Origin of the sequence: Aeromonas popoffii, from assembly GCF_037818705.1 — a bacterium.
Taxonomy (GTDB): domain Bacteria; phylum Pseudomonadota; class Gammaproteobacteria; order Enterobacterales; family Aeromonadaceae; genus Aeromonas; species Aeromonas popoffii.
Genome location: NZ_CP149129.1, coordinates 3,533,438 through 3,552,294, shown reverse-complemented (window position 1 = coordinate 3,552,294; position 18,857 = coordinate 3,533,438). Strand labels below are relative to the sequence as shown.

At 60.3% G+C, this 18,857-nt stretch carries 18 protein-coding genes and 3 pseudogenes; 5 read left to right on the top strand and 16 right to left on the bottom strand.

Features of this window, described 5'->3' with window-relative positions; all coding sequences use genetic code 11:
* Positions 1 to 196 precede the first annotated feature (196 nt).
* On the bottom strand, positions 197 to 1,075 hold the full coding sequence (gene prmA, locus WJM78_RS16220; protein ID WP_212513051.1) for a 50S ribosomal protein L11 methyltransferase: 879 nt from the start codon (positions 1,073 to 1,075) through the stop codon (positions 197 to 199).
* A 142-nt stretch (positions 1,076 to 1,217) separates the two neighbouring features.
* Positions 1,218 to 1,418, bottom strand: a pseudogene (locus tag WJM78_RS16215) (zinc-binding alcohol dehydrogenase family protein); the annotation flags it as partial.
* A gap of 20 nt (positions 1,419 to 1,438) precedes the next feature.
* Here WJM78_RS16215 and WJM78_RS16210 point away from each other — a divergent pair.
* Positions 1,439 to 1,601 (top strand): annotated as a pseudogene (locus tag WJM78_RS16210) (LysR substrate-binding domain-containing protein); the annotation flags it as partial.
* A 2-nt stretch (positions 1,602 to 1,603) separates the two neighbouring features.
* Here WJM78_RS16210 and WJM78_RS16205 read toward each other — a convergent pair.
* The 7 genes from WJM78_RS16205 to acs all read right to left on the bottom strand — a co-directional run bounded on the left by WJM78_RS16205 (position 1,604) and on the right by acs (position 9,593).
* Positions 1,604 to 3,031: a PTS transporter subunit EIIC gene (locus tag WJM78_RS16205; protein ID WP_339010547.1), complete on the bottom strand. Its 1,428-nt coding sequence runs from the start codon at positions 3,029 to 3,031 to the stop codon at positions 1,604 to 1,606.
* A gap of 89 nt (positions 3,032 to 3,120) precedes the next feature.
* Complete coding sequence (panF, locus tag WJM78_RS16200) at positions 3,121 to 4,578, bottom strand: sodium/pantothenate symporter (protein ID WP_339010545.1); 1,458 nt, start codon at positions 4,576 to 4,578, stop codon at positions 3,121 to 3,123.
* Entirely contained in the window at positions 4,568 to 4,846 is a 279-nt protein-coding gene (locus WJM78_RS16195; protein WP_275929603.1) for a YhdT family protein, read from the bottom strand. Before WJM78_RS16195 ends, panF begins: the two co-directional genes overlap by 11 nt.
* Before the next feature lie 112 nt (positions 4,847 to 4,958).
* The gene (accC, locus tag WJM78_RS16190) at positions 4,959 to 6,299 is read right to left on the bottom strand and encodes an acetyl-CoA carboxylase biotin carboxylase subunit (protein ID WP_212513047.1); all 1,341 of its coding nucleotides are present in this window, start codon (positions 6,297 to 6,299) and stop codon (positions 4,959 to 4,961) included.
* Between the two features lie 15 nt (positions 6,300 to 6,314).
* A complete protein-coding gene (gene accB, locus WJM78_RS16185) occupies positions 6,315 to 6,770 on the bottom strand; it encodes an acetyl-CoA carboxylase biotin carboxyl carrier protein (RefSeq protein ID WP_042035842.1) in 456 nt (151 codons plus the stop codon).
* Between the two features lie 36 nt (positions 6,771 to 6,806).
* Positions 6,807 to 7,256, bottom strand: coding sequence for a type II 3-dehydroquinate dehydratase (aroQ, locus tag WJM78_RS16180; protein ID WP_065402637.1), 450 nt, complete (start codon positions 7,254 to 7,256; stop codon positions 6,807 to 6,809).
* Positions 7,257 to 7,646: 390 nt separating this feature from the next.
* Positions 7,647 to 9,593 (bottom strand): acetate--CoA ligase, encoded by a 1,947-nt coding sequence (gene acs, locus WJM78_RS16175; protein WP_042035840.1) that lies wholly within the window; start codon positions 9,591 to 9,593, stop codon positions 7,647 to 7,649.
* A 168-nt stretch (positions 9,594 to 9,761) separates the two neighbouring features.
* Here acs and WJM78_RS16170 point away from each other — a divergent pair, with 168 nt between their 5' ends.
* Positions 9,762 to 10,067 carry a hypothetical protein gene (locus WJM78_RS16170; RefSeq protein ID WP_339010541.1) on the top strand — a complete coding sequence of 102 codons (306 nt, stop codon included), beginning with the start codon at positions 9,762 to 9,764 and terminating at the stop codon, positions 10,065 to 10,067.
* A gap of 25 nt (positions 10,068 to 10,092) precedes the next feature.
* Here WJM78_RS16170 and WJM78_RS16165 read toward each other — a convergent pair.
* From WJM78_RS16165 to WJM78_RS16135, 7 genes and pseudogenes are all read right to left on the bottom strand, one after another.
* A pseudogene (locus tag WJM78_RS16165) lies at positions 10,093 to 12,544 on the bottom strand (sensor domain-containing protein).
* Between the two features lie 151 nt (positions 12,545 to 12,695).
* A complete protein-coding gene (locus WJM78_RS16160; RefSeq protein ID WP_339010539.1) occupies positions 12,696 to 13,334 on the bottom strand; it encodes a hypothetical protein in 639 nt (212 codons plus the stop codon).
* The gene (locus WJM78_RS16155; RefSeq protein WP_287146086.1) at positions 13,324 to 14,463 is read right to left on the bottom strand and encodes a hypothetical protein; all 1,140 of its coding nucleotides are present in this window, start codon (positions 14,461 to 14,463) and stop codon (positions 13,324 to 13,326) included. Before WJM78_RS16155 ends, WJM78_RS16160 begins: the two co-directional genes overlap by 11 nt.
* A 168-nt stretch (positions 14,464 to 14,631) precedes the next feature.
* On the bottom strand, positions 14,632 to 15,000 hold the full coding sequence (locus WJM78_RS16150; RefSeq protein WP_275929572.1) for a hypothetical protein: 369 nt from the start codon (positions 14,998 to 15,000) through the stop codon (positions 14,632 to 14,634).
* A gap of 4 nt (positions 15,001 to 15,004) precedes the next feature.
* Positions 15,005 to 15,649: a molecular chaperone TorD gene (torD, locus tag WJM78_RS16145; protein ID WP_339010536.1), complete on the bottom strand. Its 645-nt coding sequence runs from the start codon at positions 15,647 to 15,649 to the stop codon at positions 15,005 to 15,007.
* A gap of 148 nt (positions 15,650 to 15,797) precedes the next feature.
* On the bottom strand, positions 15,798 to 16,202 hold the full coding sequence (locus WJM78_RS16140; protein ID WP_042035833.1) for a GFA family protein: 405 nt from the start codon (positions 16,200 to 16,202) through the stop codon (positions 15,798 to 15,800).
* 23 nt (positions 16,203 to 16,225) lie between these two features.
* On the bottom strand, positions 16,226 to 16,513 hold the full coding sequence (locus WJM78_RS16135) for a hypothetical protein (RefSeq protein ID WP_042035832.1): 288 nt from the start codon (positions 16,511 to 16,513) through the stop codon (positions 16,226 to 16,228).
* On the opposite strand from WJM78_RS16135, the gene WJM78_RS16130 reads away from it, so the two are divergent.
* The 3 genes from WJM78_RS16130 to WJM78_RS16120 all read left to right on the top strand — a co-directional run bounded on the left by WJM78_RS16130 (position 16,512) and on the right by WJM78_RS16120 (position 18,829).
* Positions 16,512 to 17,033 carry a hypothetical protein gene (locus WJM78_RS16130; protein WP_275929569.1) on the top strand — a complete coding sequence of 174 codons (522 nt, stop codon included), beginning with the start codon at positions 16,512 to 16,514 and terminating at the stop codon, positions 17,031 to 17,033. The two genes, WJM78_RS16135 and WJM78_RS16130, sit on opposite strands and share 2 nt — an antisense overlap.
* A gap of 4 nt (positions 17,034 to 17,037) precedes the next feature.
* Positions 17,038 to 18,291: a serine hydroxymethyltransferase gene (gene glyA, locus WJM78_RS16125; protein WP_042035830.1), complete on the top strand. Its 1,254-nt coding sequence runs from the start codon at positions 17,038 to 17,040 to the stop codon at positions 18,289 to 18,291.
* A gap of 109 nt (positions 18,292 to 18,400) precedes the next feature.
* Complete coding sequence (locus WJM78_RS16120) at positions 18,401 to 18,829, top strand: hypothetical protein (protein WP_339010529.1); 429 nt, start codon at positions 18,401 to 18,403, stop codon at positions 18,827 to 18,829.
* Positions 18,830 to 18,857: the final 28 nt, after the last annotated feature.

The window sequence follows — 18,857 nt, the reverse complement described above, 5'->3', positions numbered from 1 at the left end:
TTCCCATCATTCCTCGTTTGATGGTCATCCTACCGGAATCGAATCGGAATTTGTTCTCGAGTGGATATTTTTCACGGCGGGTTAGCACTATGGGCAAGCCAACGAGCCTCGTATTGGCTGGTCAGGTTTCATGGGGACTGAAACGAGCAGGGCCCCCGTACGGGAGCCCTGCTTGTATAGGAAGTGGCGGATTTTATCAGCCGTGCTTGCGGCCGGAGAGGCGGCACCACTCCTCTTTCACTGCGGTCGGGTCCATGTCGAACCACTGGCCGTAGATGGTTTCCAGCTCCGGGGCCTGGCTTTCCAGCACGCCGGAGAGGGCCATCAGGCTGCCCGCCTTGCCGTGGCCGGCGATAAGCGGTGCCAGTTCGCGCAGCGGGCCGGCCAGGATGTTGGCTACGACGACATCCGCTTCGACGTCTTGCGGCTGGTCCGCAGGCAGGTAGAGTTCAATCTGGCCCGCCACGCCGTTACGCTCGGCGTTGTCGTGGCTGGCCTGGATGGCCTGCGGGTCTATGTCGATGCCGATGACGCGGGCGGCACCCAGTTTCAGGGCGGCGATGCCGAGAATGCCGGAGCCACAACCAAAGTCGACCACGGTTTTACCGGTCAGATCCAGCCCGTCCAGCCACTGCAGGCAGAGCGCTGTGGTGGGGTGGGTACCGGTACCGAAGGCCAGCCCAGGATCCAGCATGACGTTGACCGCATCGGGGTTCGGCACATCGCGCCAGCTCGGGCAGATCCAGAGTCGCTCGCCAAACTGCATGGGGTGGAAGTGATCCATCCACTCGCGTACCCAGTCCTTGTCTTCCAGTTGCTCGACTTTGTAGCCCATGTCTTCGCCGAAGATCTGCTGGAAGAAGGCGATGGTGGGGGCCGGATCGGTTTCGGCATCGAACAGGCCCATCACTTCGGTCTCGCCCCAGAGCGGGGTTTCACCCGGCAGCGGCTCGTACACGGGCACATCCTGGGCATCCATAAAGGTCACGGCCTGGGCTCCACGCCCCAGCAGCATGTTGCTCACCTTGTCTGCTGTCTTGGCAGTGGCGTTGATTCGAATTTGTATCCAGGGCATGGCGTCGACTCTTCATAAATGTGAAACCGCGAGATTCTATCATCATGGGCCTGTGCTGTCGTGGTTTGCCCATGTCGGCATGACGCAGGAAGAGAACGCCGCCGAGTCGGCTCGGTGAATGTCTTTCTCATTGGGTGACGGGAAGCGACCTGTGCTGCTCGATCATGTCAGGGGTCTGGAACAGGGCGCGGGTGAACATAAACTCCTGGCTGAAGGTGACGCTCTTGCTCTTGAGCAGGGAGAGATCCCTGGGCTCGCTCGATTCGGCGATGGTACAGATATGGCCAAACAGTCGGATTAGCCCCGCCATAGTGGCCCAGTGCTCGGCAGTGGCGTTGGTACAGCAATGGCGTTGCACGAAGGGGGATTGCCCTGTTGCCACACCACGTTTGCCAGCAGGATCTGGCGACGGGGCGGTTGCACAAGGTGCTGCCGGATCACCCCATACCGCCCAATCCCTTCTACCTCATCTCCCCGAATGCGCTCGCTGATGGAGGTCGTCGCCGAGCGGCTGCCGTTTGCCTGAGGTTACCAGTTGCTCTGGTTGGCGGACTCCTGGTTGGGCTTGAGGCCGAGCGGTACCGACTGGCGTTCCGCCAGCATGCGGATCTGCCCTTCGATCAGGCTGGCATTGGGGCCCAGCACCAGTACCAGCTGGTGATCGTTGAGCTGGATCCAGGAGAGGCAACCCAGCCCCAGCAGACGAGACTGATCCACCCGCGCTATGTCGCGGACCCGCAGGCTGAGGCGGGTCAGGCAGACGCTCATGGCCTGCAGGTTGTCCATCCCGCCCAGCACCTTGAGGTACTGGATCGCCAGCATCTGGGGGTCGGAGGGGGCGACGCTCGCCAGCCGTGGATACTCGTTGGCGATGGGCTTGCTCGGCAGTCTGAGGGGGGCGCGCTCCAGCAGCTGATAGAACAGCAGGGTATAGGCGACGAAGAACAGGATACCGACCGGAATGAGCCAGAAGCTGTGCACGCCGGACTGATAGCTCAGCATCAGATCCAGCAGGCCGGCGGAGAAGTAACTGCCCACCTGGATGCCCAGAGCATTGCAGATGGCGAGCGACAGCCCGGTCAGCAGGGCATGGGCCAGAAACAACCAGGGGGCGGTGAAGGCGAACAGAAACTCGATGGGCTCCGTGATCCCGACCAGTGCCGAGGTGAGCGCCAGGGTGAGCAGCAGGCCCCCTTGCGGCAGTCGCTGCATGCGCTGGCGGTGCAGCCAGATGGCAAAACAGGCACCCGGCAGGCCGAACATGATGATGGGGTAGAGCCCGGCCACATACCCTTCGTGCAGCGGCTGGGCGGCGGCCAGCGCCTGCAGGTTGCTCTCGCCCAGCCCCATGAGGCTGCCCAATACCTGATGCAGGCCAAGGGGGATCAGCAAGCGGTTCAGCACGCCATAGCAGAAAGCCCCCAGCGGGGTGGTGAGCAGCTCTGAGGCCAGCAGCGTGATGCCCTGCTCCAGCAGGGGCCAGAACAGGGAGAGAGGGAACGCCAGCAACAGGCAGCTGAGCGCCGAGGCGAACAGGCAGAGAAAGTCCCGATTCACTCTATGCAACCAGCCCGACAGTGTATGCCGCTTCACCCAGGGGTAGACGATGGCCGTGGTCATGCCCGCCAGCAGGCCGCAGATCATGTCCGCATGCAGGCCGGGGGACAGGGTGCCCAGTGCCGAACTCAGCAACAGAAAGTTGACGGCCCCGGCCAGCGCCTGGGTACCCTCTCCCTGCCGGCTCAGGCCGAAGGCGATGGCCACCGCGTAGATGAGCGGCATCTGGCTGAACAGGGCACGTCCCGTGAGGGAGAGCACCGCCAGATCCAGCACATCCGGTTGACCGAGCCGATAGAACATGGCCGCCAGCGGCATTATGGAGACCGGCAACAGCAGGGCATAACCGAGTCGTTGCAGGGCATGAGTCAGGATCTGTCTGGCGTTCTGTATTGGCATAAGGGAACGTGGTTTTGTGACTTGGCGCACATTTTACCTGCAAAACACCCATTTGAGGATGGTTTTGGAGCCCTTCATTAATCTATTTGTTACTGCTGCTCAAACAATCGCCGCACGCCCTGATCGGGTGGTGGTGTCAGCAGGCTGACCACCACGAAGGCAGCCAGTCCCAGCCCCAGGCTCGGCACTATGGCGTGCAGTCCGGCCAGCTTGATCCCCCACTGACTCAACACGCCATAGCAGACGATGCCGGACACCATGCTGGCCAGCGCGCCCGGGCCGTTGGCCCGTGACCAGTAGAGGCCGAGCACCAGCGGCCAGAGGAATACCGCCTGCAAGCCGCCAAAGGCGAGCAGGTTGAGCCAGATGATCATCTCGGGGGGTTGTAGCGCCGCGAGCAGCACCAAAGTGCCCAGGATCAGGGTGCAGAGCAGGGAGAGGCGGGGAATGCGCACCTCCAGCTTCTCCTGCTTCGGATTGAGGTAGTTGAGGTAGAGATCCTTCACCAGGGTCGCAGAGGACTGGATCAGCTGGGAGTCGATGGTGGACATGATGGCTGCCATGGGCGCCGCCAGGAAGACCCCGGCCAGCCAGGGGGGCAGCACCTCCATCATCAGCGAGGGCATGATCTTGTCCGGGCTGTCCATGCCGGGCAGGATGGCGCGACCGAGCGCCCCGGCCAGGTGCATGCCGAACATCAGCAGGGCGCTGACCACGGTGCCGATGAGAATGCCTCTGTGCAGCGCCTTGCTGTCGCGGTAGCCAAAGCAGCGCAGGGCCGAGTGTGGCAGCCCCACTACCCCGACACAGACCAGGATCCAGAAGCTCAGCATGAAGGGCTGGGTCAGCATGTCGCCGGCCCCCTGCGGGCTCACCAGCTTGGGATCGATCTCCCTGAGCTGGTGGATGAGATTGGGCAGGCCGTCACCGGCAATCAAAATCCCCGCCAGCAAGGCGCCGGTGCCGATCAGCATGATGATCCCCTGCAGGGCATCGGTCATCACCACGGCGCGAAAGCCGCCGATCACCGTGTAGAGCAGCACGCAGCTGGCAAACAGGAAGAGCCCCTGCTGATAGCTCAGGCCGGTCGCCGTCTCCAGCAGGCGAGCGCCGCCGATAAACTGCACCACCATGGTCGCGATAAAGGCGAGGATGATGGTGACCGAGCCCAGCACGACGACGGCCTTGCTCTGATAGCGGGCCCACAGCATGTCGTTGATGGTCACCGCATTGACCCGGCGGGCTATGATAGCGAACTTCTTGCCGAGCACCCCCAGCGTGAGCCAGACGGTGGGCAGCTGGATCATCGCCAGCAACACCCAGCCAAGGCCTATTTTGTAGGCCGCCCCCGGGCCGCCGATGAAAGAGGACGCCGAGGTATAGGTGGCTACCAGCGTCATGGCCAGTACCAGGCCGCCCATGCTGCGGTTGCCGATGAAGTACTCCTGCACAAAGTCGCCGCCGGCGCGGTGGCGGCTGGCCCAGAAGCCGATCCCGAGCACCAGCACCAGATAGAGGATGAGCGGCAGCATCAGCTCAAGATTCATGGGGGGGCTCCTTGGCATGGGGGGGGGGCGTATCGAGGGGAATATCCACAAACAGGCGATCCACCATCAGGCCGCACAGCACGATGAACAACAGTGGCATTACCATGCAGCTGAGCAGGAACCAGAGCGGCATGTCCCAGTATTCGATCTCTTCGGGGATGAAGTACGCAGTGCCATACCAGGCAAGGAAGTAGAGCAGGGTCAGCAGCAGGCAGAGGGCTGCTTCCCGGCGAGCGAGCGCGAAACGATTCACCTTGGCCTCCGACAATTTTGAGGGGCGCAAGGATAACAAAAAAGGGCCATGTCGCCATGGCCCTTTTTCAACACAGGCTCCTTACGGAGCTGACTTCTATCGGAAGTCATTGTTCTGCCTTAGATCCTTACAGACCCAACTTCTTGTGCAGGTAGTGGATATTGGTGCCACCGTGCTGGAAGTTTTCGTCTTTCATGATCTCTTTTTGCAGGGAGACGTTGGTCTTGATCCCTTCCACCACCAGTTCGTCCAGCGCCTGGCGCATGCGGGCGATGGCGACGTCACGGTTCTCGCCGTAACAGATCAGCTTGCCGATCATGGAGTCGTAGTAAGGCGGAACCTTGTAACCGGCGTAGATGTGGGAATCCCAACGTACGCCCAGACCACCCGGCGCATGGAAGCGCTGGATCAGGCCCGGAGACGGCATGAAAGTAGCCGGGTCTTCGGCGTTGATCCGGCATTCGATGGCATGGCCACGGATGCGGATGTCCTGCTGGGTGATCGACAGGGGCTGACCGGCGGCGATGCGCAGTTGCTCCTTGATCAGATCCACGCTGGTGACCATCTCGGTGACCGGATGCTCAACCTGGATACGGGTGTTCATTTCGATGAAATAGAACTCGCCGTTTTCGTACAGGAACTCGAAGGTCCCCGCACCGCGGTAGCCGATCTCGATACAGGCGCGCACGCAGCGCTCGCCGATGAACTTGCGCATCTCTTCGGTGATGCCGGGTGCCGGTGCCTCTTCGACCACTTTCTGGTGGCGACGCTGCATGGAGCAGTCACGCTCGCCCAGATAGAGGGCGTTGCCCTGGCCGTCTGCCAATATCTGAATTTCGATATGGCGCGGGTTTTCCAGGTACTTCTCCATGTAGACCATGTCGTTCTTGAAGAACTGGCCTGCTTCGGATTTGGTCAGGGCGATGGCGGCAGCCAGCTCGGCTTCACTGCGTACCACGCGCATGCCGCGACCACCACCGCCACCGGCGGCCTTGATGATCACCGGATAACCGATGCGCTTGGCAATGGCGGCGTTGTGCTTGGCATCGCTGTCGACGGGGCCGTCGGAGCCTGGTACGCAAGGAACGCCAGCCTTCTTCATCGCCTCGATGGCGGAGACCTTGTCACCCATCAGGCGAATGGTCTCAGGCCTAGGGCCGATGAAGATGAAGCCGGATTTTTCGACCACTTCGGCGAAATCGGCGTTCTCGGAGAGGAAGCCATAACCCGGGTGGATGGCAACGGCTCCCGTGACCTCGGCGGCGGCGATGATCGCCGGCACATTGAGGTAGGATTCACCGCTGGCAGGCTTGCCGATGCAGATGGTTTCGTCGGCGAGGAGCACATGCTTGAGCTCCCGATCGGCGGTGGAGTGAACGGCCACTGTCTTGATCCCGAGCTCTTTGCAAGCGCGCAGGATCCGCAGGGCAATTTCACCGCGGTTGGCGATGACTACTTTGTCCAACATGGGTGGCAATTTCCCTTATTCGATGATGAACAGCGGCTCGTCAAATTCGACGGCCTGACCATTTTCAACCAGGATCGCTTTGATCACGCCGGCCTTGTCAGACTCGATTTGGTTCATCATTTTCATGGCTTCGACGATGCACAGGGTATCGCCAACATTGACGTGCTGACCCACTTCCGCGAACGGTTTGGCTTCCGGGCTGGAGGAGCGATAGAAGGAGCCCACCATGGGGGAGCGCATCAGATGGCCGCTCGGCGCGGCCGCATCGGCGGTCGGTGCTGTGGCGGCTGCGGCCGGTGCGGCGGCAGGGGCCATGGCTGGCTGCATCATCATCTGCGGCATGGCGGTGGTCACCTGACCGGAGAAGTTGCGGCTGATGCGAACGGACTCTTCACCCTCGGAGATCTCCAGTTCGGCGATGCCGGACTCTTCAACCAGTTCAATCAGCTTCTTGATTTTGCGGATATCCATTAGCATTCTCTTTCTTCTTTATCTGATCAGTGATTATCAAGCCGCGCGCAACTGATGCACGGCCGCGGTTAAAGCGAATTGGTAGCCATCGGCACCCAGCCCGCAGATCACCCCCCTGGCGACATCAGACAGATAGGAGTGATGACGGAAGGGCTCCCTGGCATGGACGTTTGACAGGTGAACCTCGATAAAGGGGATGGCCACACCCAGCAGTGCATCGCGGATGGCGACACTGGTATGGGTGAAGGCTGCCGGATTGATGATGATAAAATCCACCTGGCCCATGGCCTGGTGAATGCGGCTGACCAACTCATGTTCGGCGTTGGATTGCAGGTGTTCCAGTGTGACCCCGAGTTCGCTGGCGTTGTGCGTCAGATCGGCAACGATCTCGTCGAGCGTCTTGCTGCCGTAGATGCCCGGTTCCCGTTTGCCCAGCAGGTTCAGGTTCGGCCCGTTGAGCAGGAGAATACGGTGATTTTGCGACATATTGAGTACATCCTCGATGATAATGCTGCTATCTATCCGCTATCTTGTGGACTACCAGAAATCTAGCCATTTTCTGCGCAATTCGGTGTGCACTGGTACACAGATTTCGCAATTATATTGATTTCGTGAAAATTAGCAGCATTTTACTGGTCTAATCTCTACATCTGTCTGTTTTTTGAACTATTCAGCTCGCTATTCAATGGCTCGGTAGCAGAGACGACAAAGCCGGCACTGGGCCGGCTTTGGGGGCTGAGAAGGGGCGGGATCAGGCCGCTTAGGATTGCTCGCGGATGAGTTTGTCCGCCACATCAGAAACCGCCAGGGTGGAGATATCCCCCAGGCTATCGGTTTCGCCGGCGGCAATCTTGCGCTGCATTATGGTGCGCATGATCATGCGGCTTCCGACTTCTCGCGAATGAGCTTGTCCACTACACCCGGATCCGCCAGGGTGGAGATATCCCCCAGGCTATCGGTTTCGCCGGTGGCAATCTTGCGCAGAATTCGGCGCATGATCTTGCCGGAACGGGTCTTGGGCAGTCCCTCGGCCCAGTGGATCACATCCGGGGTGGCGATGGCGCCAATCTCCTTGCGGACCCACTCCTTCACCTCTTTGTGCAGCTCGCGGCTCGGCTCTTCCCCGGCGATCAGGGTGACATAGGCGTAGATGCCCTGACCCTTGATCTCGTGAGGCACCCCCACCACAGCCGCTTCGGCAATTTTGGGATGGGAGACCAGCGCCGATTCAATTTCGGCTGTGCCCATGCGGTGTCCCGAGACGTTCAGTACATCATCCACTCGCCCCGTGATCCAGTAGTAACCATCCTCATCGCGACGGGCGCCGTCGCCGGTAAAGTAACGACCTGGGAAGGTCGAGAAGTAGGTCTGCTCGAAGCGCTCGTGATCGCCGAACACGGTGCGCATCTGACCCGGCCAGGAGTCGGAGATCACCAGATTGCCCTCGGTGGCCCCCTCCAGCGGCTCGCCCATGTTGTCTACCAGCGCTGGCTGCACACCGAAGAAGGGACGAGTGGCTGAGCCTGGCTTGAGATCGGTGACGCCGGGCAGCGGGCTGATGAGGATGCCACCGGTTTCGGTCTGCCACCAGGTATCGACGATGGGGCAGCGCTCCTCGCCTATGGTGCGGTAGTACCACTCCCAGGCTTCCGGGTTAATGGGTTCACCCACGGAGCCCATGATGCGCAGGCTCTGGCGAGAGGTGCCCTCGACCGCATCCCGGCCCTTGGCCATGAGCGCGCGGATCGCCGTCGGTGCCGTGTAGAGGATGGAGACCTGGTGCTTGTCCACCACCTGGCTCATACGGTTGGTGGCCGGGTAGTTGGGCACCCCTTCGAACATGATGGTGGTGGCGCCGTTGGCGAGCGGCCCGTAGACCAGATAGGAGTGGCCCGTGACCCAGCCCACGTCGGCGGTACACCAGTAGATGTCCTCCTCGTGGTAGTCAAAGATGTACTTGAAGGTGAGGGTGGCATAGACCAGATAGCCGCCTGTGGTGTGCAACACGCCCTTGGGCTTGCCGGTCGAGCCTGAAGTGTAGAGGACGAACAGGGGATCTTCGGCACCCATGGCTTCGGGCGGGCAGTCGGCGCTGACGGTCGCGATGGCTTCGTGCCACCAGATGTCCCTGTGGCCATGCCAGGCGACCTTGCCGCCGGTGCGCTTGAGCACTATCACCTTGCTGACCTGGGTATCCGGGTTGGTGAGCGCTTCATCCACATTCTTCTTGAGCGGGACCGGGCGGCCGCCGCGCAGCCCCTCGTCGGCCGTGATGACGATGGAGGAGCCGGAGTCGATGATGCGACCGGCCAGGGCCTCCGGCGAGAAGCCGCCGAAGACGATGCTGTGCACGGCGCCGATACGGGTACAGGCCAGCATGGCGATGGCGGCTTCCGGCACCATGGGCATATAGAGGCAGACCACGTCACCACGATGTACACCCTGTGCTTTCAAGACGTTGGCAAACTTGCACACTTCGCTGTGCAGTTCGCGGTAGGTCAGCTTGCGATCTTCGGCGGGGTTGTCCCCTTCCCAGATGATGGCGACCTTGTCACCGCGCTGTGCCAAATGGCGATCCAGGCAGTTGGCCGAGACGTTGAGCAGGCCATCTTCATACCACTTGATGGAGACGTGGCCCGGGTCGTAGGAGGTGTTCTTGACCTTGGTATAGGGCTTGATCCAGTCGAGGATCTTTCCCTGCTCACCCCAGAAGGCATCCGGATCCTGCACCGAGGCCTGGTACATGGCCTCGTAGCCTGCCTTGTCCAACAGGGCGTCCTTGCTGATGTGGGCCTTGATCGGGTAGACCTTGCTCTCGCTCATGTGTCACTCCTTTTAATACATTCTTGTAATGATTAAGTAACAACTTATACCTTTGGCGAGGGAGGGCAATTAGACTTTTGGATAGATGGAAACAGTTACTTACAGTGCCATTCGTGACAACTCATCGGTGATAGCGTAAAAACATCGGTTTTATCGATGGAGATAGCTATGTTGTCCCTGCTCCTTTGCACCGCCCTCTGGCAGTCCGATGCCTCTACGCTGGTTGATGAAACCGCGCTTGCTGCTCCCCAGCCCAAAGAGTTCCCCGTGACTCGCGAGCAGGGCGGCTCGCCAGCAGTGCGGGAGCGTATTGCCGATCAGATGGGCAATGCATTTCTGGCGCGCAAGCCCCCGGTGACAGTGACGCTTCGACAGCCCGACTTACGTTACCCTCAGGATGCCTTGCTGGCTGATTCGCATCAGGCTCGTAGTGAGGTTTGGGATACAGAGTTAGGGTTGACGTTCAACGAATAAGTGATGTGCCCGGTTCTATCCCAGGTCAACACCAAACCCCCTTGCTGGGGGCCAGTTGAGCGGCCAGATGGGGCTCGGTCAAGGGATGGCTGAACAGATAGCCCTGTCCCTCCTGGCAGTGCAGGGATTGCAGAAACTGGCGCTGAGCCTGGGTTTCGATCCCCTCGGCGGTGACCGCCATGTTCAGGCTGTCTGCCAGGTTGATGATGGTACGGCACAACTCCCGGCTGTGTTTGTCATCCGGTAGGGCCTGCACGAAGGTGCGGTCTATCTTGATGCGATCGATGGGCAGGCTTTTCAGCAGGCTCAGGGATGAGAAGCCGGTCCCGAAGTCGTCGATGGCGATCTGCACCCCCCAGCGCCTTCAGGCGGGTGAACAGCTGCATGCTCTGATCAACCCGCTGTATGATGCTCTCTGTGACCTCTATCTCCAGCCGATCCGGCGGGAAACCTGTTTCCGCCAGAATGGCGGCGACCCGTTCCACATAGCCAGGAGTACGCATCTCCCGCACCGAGACATTGACCGAGAGCCGTGGTACCGCCAGGCCAGCCGCCAGCCACGTCTGCCCCTGCTGACAGGCGGTGCGCATCACCCACTCCCCAATCTGCTCTATCAGACCGCACTCCTCGGCCACCGGGATGAAGCGAGCGGGGGCTATCATGCCCTCGTTGGGATGTTGCCAGCGCAGTAGAGCCTCCAGCCCGCTCAGGCGGTTGCTGTTCAGGTCCGTCAGTGGCTGGTACATGATGCAGAGCTGATGCTGTTCTATGGCCTTGATCAGTCCCTGCTCCATGCTCATTCGCTCACGGAGCTGCTCGGCCATGTCGGGGGTGTAGAACAGATAGCCGTTGCGGCCCCGGCTCTTGGCCTCATACATGGCGTTGTCGGCGGCGCTGACCAGGGCATCCGGGTTCTGGGCGTGTTCAGGGTAGAGGGCTATGCCGATGCTGGCGGAGACGGCGACCTGCTCGTGTGCCAGCTCGACCGGCTCGCGCAGGCGGGCCAGCAGCTGATCGGCAAGCCGTTCCAGCTCTTCCTGCTGCTCGAAATAGGGGATCAGCACCAGGAATTCATCTCCACCGAGCCGGGTGGCAACGTCGTTGTGGTGCAGGCAGAGGCGGATGCGTTCGGCCAGCAGCTTGAGCAGCTGATCCCCCGCCCTGTGGCCCAGGTTGTCATTGATTAGCTTAAAGCCGTCCAGGTCGATGAACAGCAGGGCGAGTCGCTGCCGGTTGAGCTGGGCTGTCTTGATCTCCAGTTCGAGCCGCTCCTGCAACAGGTTGCGGTTGCCGAGCTCGGTCAGGGGATCGTGATAGGCGAGGTGATTGAGCTGTGCCTCGGCCTTGCGGATGGCGCTGATGTCGGAGAAGGCGATCACGTAGTGGGTGATGTTGTGGCGATTGTCGTAGAGCGCGCTGACGTGCTGCCAGGAGGTGAAGTAGCCGCCATCCTTGCGCAGGCATATCATCTCCCCGTGCCAGGCATGGCTGCCGGGCTGCAGGGTATGCCAGGGGTAGTCGATACCGGTATGGCTGCGCGGATGCATGATGGATTCCGGCGACTTGCCCACGACCTCGTTCGCTTCATATTGGGTCATGTTGCAGAAGGCCGGGTTGACCGAGATGATCTGGCGCTGGCCATCCATGATGATGATGCCCTCGGCCGTGGTTTCGAATACCACATTGGCCTGGCGCAGCTGGTCTTCCTGAATGCAACGATCGGTCGCGTTGTGGATCACCCCCATGATGCGGTGCCCCAAACTGTCGGGGGTCGCCACGTGAAGGGTGTGAAGATCGATCCAGCCCCGCACCTGATCGGGCCCCAGATAGCTCAAGGTCAGATGAAGGGGGGCCGTGCCTTTGAGCGCCGATCTGAGTTGCTCCCCCGAGACCGGGTCGAAGCGCTTGATGAACTGATCCATTCCCCCTTCAAACTGATGGGCCTGCGTCCCGAGCAGACGTTCAACCTGGCCATCAAATTGCAGCCGATCCTCTGCCACATACCACTCCCAGACCCCGACTTGGCCGGCGCTCATGGCCAGTTGCAGCCGTTGCTGCGCCTCGACCAGCTCGGTCACATCCCGCACTATGGTCAGGATGCCGTCAGGTGTGCCCTGCTCATCCCGCATGGGGCTGTAAATGGCCTGCCAGTGCCGTTGCTGGCCCTGATGCGCCTTTGTCTGACCACTCAGGCTCAGCGTCACCTGGGGGACGCTGCTGCTGATGATCTGCTGGAACAGGGGTTCCAGTACTGGCGCCAGAGTCGGCAATATCTCACGCAAGTATTTGCCGTAGTGATCCTCACGGGAGAGGCCGTTGATATCGGCGAGTGTCTGATTGACGCTGCGGCAGCGAAAATGGCGGTCGAACACACCTATGCCAAACGGTGCCAGCTCGAACAGTTGCTGCAGTTCATTTGGATTCATATGACCTGTTTTTGGTGAGGCAGGCATGAATTCGGATGTCTCTTCGCACATGATGGTTCCTGAATTGACTTTATTGTCATTTAAGGTGTTATCAGTATGGCATGAAGCGCTTTGGAGGGAAGAGAGAGGGGCTGTATTTGCCCCCTCTCTGGTGCCTGACGTGTTCAGGGGTTGGTTTATCAAAGGTGGAGTGGTGGGGGCGCTACCAGTGGAAGCGATAGCTCAGGGTCAGGCTCACCACCGGCTGCCAGTCATGCTCCTTGATCAGCCACTGCTTGGCCCCTAGCTCAGTGCCCAGTCGCCACTGCTGCCAGGCCCAGCTGCGCTCGAGCGTGAGCCCCCAGTCCCGCCAACCCGAGTTGGCATCATAAGCTGCCATGTGAGCCTGACTGCCCCGCGTTAGCCAGAGGTTGAGGGAGAGGGCGGCCGGCAGCGGCAGGCTGTGCTCCATATACCAGATCTGGCCATAGCGACCGGTGACATCGTAGAGCTGGCCCAGGGTCAGCTGATGATCCTCATCCAACTGCCAGCCGAGGCGCCAGAGCGCGCTGAAACGAGTGCGATCGACCACCTGCATGGTGCTGACCCCCACGGCGAGGAAGCTCTTTTGGTAGAGCGGCAAGGCCAGTCCCGCACTCTGTCCATCGGCAAAGATCAGGCCAACCAGGGTCTCCCGTTCATGGGTGAGCCAGAGCTGCATGCTGGCGTCGGCACTGCCCCCGGCCTGATTGCTGCCGAGCTGCCACTGGCTGCCCACTTGCCACAGGTTGTCCGGCTCCTTGGCTGACAGGGGCAATGCGAGGGCCGGGGCCAGTAGTAGCCAGCGACGGCTACTTGCCATAGAGCCGCAGCCAGTCTCTGTCTTGATGCATGCCCATCAGGTGGCAGATGATACCGGAGCGCTGGAAGGCGTAGATAAGAAACACGCTGGTGGCACTGAGTGCCATGATGAGGCCGAAGCTGTTGGGCAATATGGTGCCCTGGCGAGCGGTCCACCACAGCAGCAAGGGGCCCCACAGGTGCACGAAGATGCTCTTGTGGAAGATGAAAACGGTCAGCGAATACATGCCTATCCAGTTGAGCGGGCGCCAGCACAGGCGGATGTTGCGCTGATGCAACCAGAGCACGACACCGATCACCAGAAACTCCATACCCCAGATCCCGGCGCGGCCGGTCATGTCCATCGCCAGCTCATGCTCGTTGGCATAGATGTCGTTGAGTTCGACGGAGCTGCGTTCGCCAAACACAAGGTAAACAGCGAGGGCGATGAGAGAGAGGGTGAGCACCAGGCCGTTGAGGCGATCCCGCCACTGGGGACGCTGATGCCAGCACCAGCCATACAGGAAGCCGAAGCAACCGCTGGCCATGAAGAGATCGAGGCGGGCATCGAGCTCATAGTCAGGGTGCACATGCAGCTTCATCCAGCTGTCGATGTGGCCGAGCAGGGTCTGCACGCCGAGTTGATCCAGCAGCAGGCTGAGCAGGGTCAGCAGCAGCATGCCGCGCATACCGAACCAGGCGTAGACCAGCGAGAAGAGCGCCAGCAGGCACATCCACAGCATGACCGGATAGAAAGAGATGGCCTCGCCGAAGTTGGGGGCTATGACCAGTCCCTCGACATAGAGCACCAGAATGATGCTGGCAAACAGCACCAGCTTGCCGGCCAGCTGCGGTTTGAAGCTGGCTTGATCGCGACGGCTCAGGTTGAAGGCCGCCAGGGCCAGATAGATCTGGCTCACCCAGGGAATGAGCCAGGCCGAGACCTGTGCCGTGGTGTGATCCATGGGCAGCAGATGGCCAGCCATGGCCTTGTGCGACAGATAGAAGCTGTCCCACAGGGCCTGTTCCCGGTTGAAGAAGTCGATATACCAGTAGTTGAGGTAGCCGGTGTAGTGTTCGAAGACGGCCATGAAGATGACGAGCCCTCGCAACAGGTCGAGACCCGTGATGCGTGAGTCCTGTGGAGGCATGGGGTTGCTCCTGTATCGGTGGAAAAGGAGCGGCACTATAACGGTTGCAACAAAACTGAATGGGAGCTGAATGTAAGCGGATGTTACCGTCGTTCGTCACACCCGCCTTGCGATAGCGGGGGATCTTCGGATCCGGCTGTCATGATTTGTAATACTTTTGGCGGTTCTTCAGCCCTTCTGGCGGCCGAATGCCTGAATGCCGCGCACCAGCACCAGCAGGCCTAGCACTTGGAAGGGCAGGGAGAGGGCGAGTAACAGCAGCCAGTGGGCCTCGCTGCCGCTGGCGTTGATGAAGTCTATCCAGGCGACCAGCAGGGTGAGCATGCCCGCTATCTGAAAACGACGGCGCAGCACCACTTCCACCCCCAGATTGGCGAGATAGAGGGTCAGCAGTATGCCGCCAAAGCCGGTGAGCTGTGCCGTGCCGTAGATCTCTCTATCCGGATTGAACAGCAGGCTGATCAAGGGGGTCAGACCCTGCTCCTGCGGGATCAGGGCCAGCAGCCAGCAGGCGATCAGTAACAGGGCTGTTTTCATCGGCTCAGTCGGCGGAACGGGCCGGTTTGACCAGGCTGAGGTAGTTGGCATCCATGGTGAGGAATACCCCCAGCAGGCGGGCGCTGGCGCCATAGAAGCCGAATGGATCGGCGGCGCGGCAGGTGGCCTCAAAAAGGGGGAACCAGGCCAGCAGATGAGTGTGCAACAACGCTTCTTGCTCGCCGAGCCACCGTTCACGCTGATCGGCACTGGCGGCTTCGGCGGCGCGTATGATGAGATTGCCCATCAGATCAAGTTCGACGCCCAGATGATCGACCGGCTGCGGGTACTTGGCACCGACGTCGATGGCGAGCCGTGCCAGTCGTTCTTGCATGCGCACCAGGGATGCCACCGTCAGATGGGCGGATTCATAAGGCTGAACGGCCGGGTCGGCCAGAAACAGCGCCTTGAAATCGGCGGTCAGGGCTCGGGCCCGATCCGGGCGCACCAGCAGGCGGGCGATGGCCTCGTTGAGTTCGGTGACGGCCGGGCGCATGGGATCCAGCGTGGAGAGGCTCTTCAGGAAGCTTCGCACATCGTAGCTGTCGTATTCGGCGATCTGTTCATCACTGAGCTCGGCGCTAAACAGGGTGGCAAACCACCAGTACAGTTCGGCCCGACGTTCGCTAGTGGCCAGAAATTCCTGCATTTTTCCTCCGTGGATGGCAAGCGGGAAACAGAGTGAAACCGATTCTAACGGCTTTGGCAGAAAAGTTAACCCATAGGTGACAATTCGCCGAACAGGCCAGCAAAAACGCCGCCGGAGGCGACGTTTTCAGGGCATGTTGGTAACGACGTCAGACGGTGGGGCGGGCCTCGAACTGCGGCAGCGCATCACAGATCTCGTGCCAGGGCGCCCTGGATCCGACGAAGATGTGGAAACCGGGTCGTTGGGTCGGCGCCTCGTTGAGAATGCCGAGGCGCAGGTTCAGCTTGCCGCTGCTTTGCTTCTGGCTGAACAGACTGGAGCCGCAGTGGCGGCAGAAAGCGAGGGTGGTCTCGGGGGATTTCTGAAAGCGGCTGATGGCCTCTTCGCCACGGGTGACCGTGACCTTGTCACCGTCCAGCCCGCCGACCGGGGCGTAATCGGCACCGGAGAACTTGCGGCACTCGGAGCAGTGGCAGTTGCCCAGGTAGTCGAACTGGTCGGGCAGGCTCAGGGCCACGGCGCCACACAGGCAGCTGGCGGTCAATAGTGTCATCTTGCGGTTCCTTGATTGATGGATCAGCGCTCTTCGCGGTAGAGCGCCTGCTTGCAACGGACGCAGATATGCTGGCGCCGAAAATCGGTCTGATGCAGCAGGCCGACGTCCAGTTGTTCATGATGGCCGCAATGAATGCAGAAGATGATATCGCCATCGACGGCCTCCGGATGGGCGGCCAGATACTGCTCCCAGGTGGGCAAGGCCTCCCACTGATAGGTAAAGGGGCTCTTGCGACTGCCGGTATAGTAGACCCAATAGAAAACAGCGAATACCGATATGATCAGAAAAAGCATCAGGTTATCCATCATGGCGTACTCCCGTGTTGAGCCGGTGCAGAGAAGAAAGAGCGAGGCGGAAGCGGGTCGGGAACATGGTGTTGCAATGGGGTGGCCAGCGATGGCTGGGCGGTTCAGCCAAACGGTCGTCCCTACCCACCCTTGGTCGGCAGGTGTGCTGGCGAAGGGTGAACGCCTTGCGCGGCATTTTTTGCCTCCATCTTGGCTGGGCAACCACTGCGTCACGCAAAGATGTTATCTATTAATAATCGCTATATCTATGATCCGGTTCTGGTTTTTTCTATTTTTTGTCTGCGTTTGTGGCTGTTGTCTGGGGTGTGGGGTAGTGAACAGCAAGGAAGAAGGCATGGGAACGAGCGCCTTGGCAGGCACGCTGGCGGAGGATTGGGGGGCGACGCGGGCCTCGATATTTGCGACACATTTTACATTGTTTAAACAAATTTTTGGGTGGTTGGACTGTCTCTTTGATCTCGCTCACGTTACAATGCCGCTGCCCACTTCACCTAACGCGCAAACGATTTTCAGGAGATAAACGGATGTTGAAACGTGACATGACCATCGCAGGCTATGATCCCCAGCTGTGGCAGGCCATCACAGACGAGACCCGTCGTCAGGAAGAGCATATCGAGCTGATCGCGTCTGAGAACTACACCAGCCCCCGCGTCATGGAAGCCCAGGGCTCCCAGCTGACCAACAAGTATGCCGAAGGCTATCCGGCCAAGCGCTACTACGGTGGTTGCGAGTATGTCGATGTGGTCGAAACCCTGGCCATCGAGCGCGCCAAGGAACTGTTTGGTGCCACTTACGCCAACGTGCAGCCGCACTCCGGCTCCCAGGCCAACAGCGCCGTCTATATGGCGCTGCTGCAGCCGGGCGATACCGTGCTGGGCATGAACCTGGCCCACGGTGGTCACCTGACCCACGGCTCCCCGGTGAACTTCTCCGGCAAGCTGTACAACATCATCCCTTACGGTATCGATGAGTCCGGCAAGATTGACTATGACGAAATGGAACGTCTGGCCGTTGAGCACAAGCCGAAGATGATGATCGGTGGCTTCTCCGCCTACTCCGGTATCGTTGACTGGGCCCGCATGCGTGAAATCGCTGACAAAATCGGTGCTTGGCTGTTCGTCGACATGGCGCACGTGGCCGGTCTGATTGCCGCTGGCGTCTACCCGAACCCGGTGCCCCACGCTCACGTGGTCACCTCCACCACCCACAAGACCCTGGCCGGTCCCCGTGGTGGTCTGATCCTCTCCGCCGCTGACGATGAAGATCTCTACAAGAAGCTGAACTCCGCTGTCTTCCCGGGCGGCCAGGGTGGCCCGCTGATGCACGTCATCGCCGGTAAAGCCGTGGCCTTCAAAGAGGCGCTGGAGCCCGAGTTCAAGACCTATCAGGCTCAGGTGGTCAAAAACGCCAAGGCCATGGCCGCGACCTTTATCGAGCGTGGTTACAAGATTGTCTCCGGCGGTACCGACAACCACCTGATGCTGGTGGACTTGATTGGTCGCGAGCTGACCGGTAAAGAGGCCGATGCCGCCCTTGGTAAGGCCAACATCACGGTCAACAAGAACTCCGTTCCTAACGACCCGCGCTCCCCGTTCGTCACCTCGGGTGTGCGTATCGGTACTCCGGCCATCACCCGCCGTGGTTTCAAGGAAGCCGAGTCCATCCAGCTGACCAACTGGATCTGCGACGTGCTGGACAACCACGACAACGATGCCGTGCTGGCCACCGTACGTGAGCAGGTGCTGGACATCTGCCGTCGTTTCCCGGTTTATGCCTGATAACGGCGTTAATCCGGTTTGAGGCCAATGCCACCTTCGGGTGGCATTGTTTTTTCTGTTTCGGCCCCGCTACGGGCGCCGAGTTCGTTCAGCAGACAGAGGAGGCAGCATGTCAGGCGAGCGCGCGAGTACAGATGAGGATCTGATCTTGTCCATCCGTGCCCAGTACCATTTTCGCGATAGTCCCGAGGGGTTACTGGCATGGGATGTGCGCCGTCTGGTACGGCGGAGCCGCGGGCTGCCGGTGCAAGCTGTGCCGCTGGCACAGATTGCCGAACTGGATTTTGAGCACTGGTATGGATACGGCGAGGCCAGACCCACGGTGCGCAGCATCATAGAGCACTGTCAGCTGATGCTGGCCGCCGATCTCGCCTATCCCATCATTCTGGACAGTGCGGGACGGGTCATGGATGGCATGCACAGGGTGAGCAAGGCCTTGATGCAGGGCCACACCCATATCGATGCCGTGCAGTTTGTGCAGGATCCGGCGCCCGATCACACTGGGTGTGATCCCGACACCTTGCCTTATGACGATTGAGCCTCTGGCCGATCGAATGGTGCTGTAT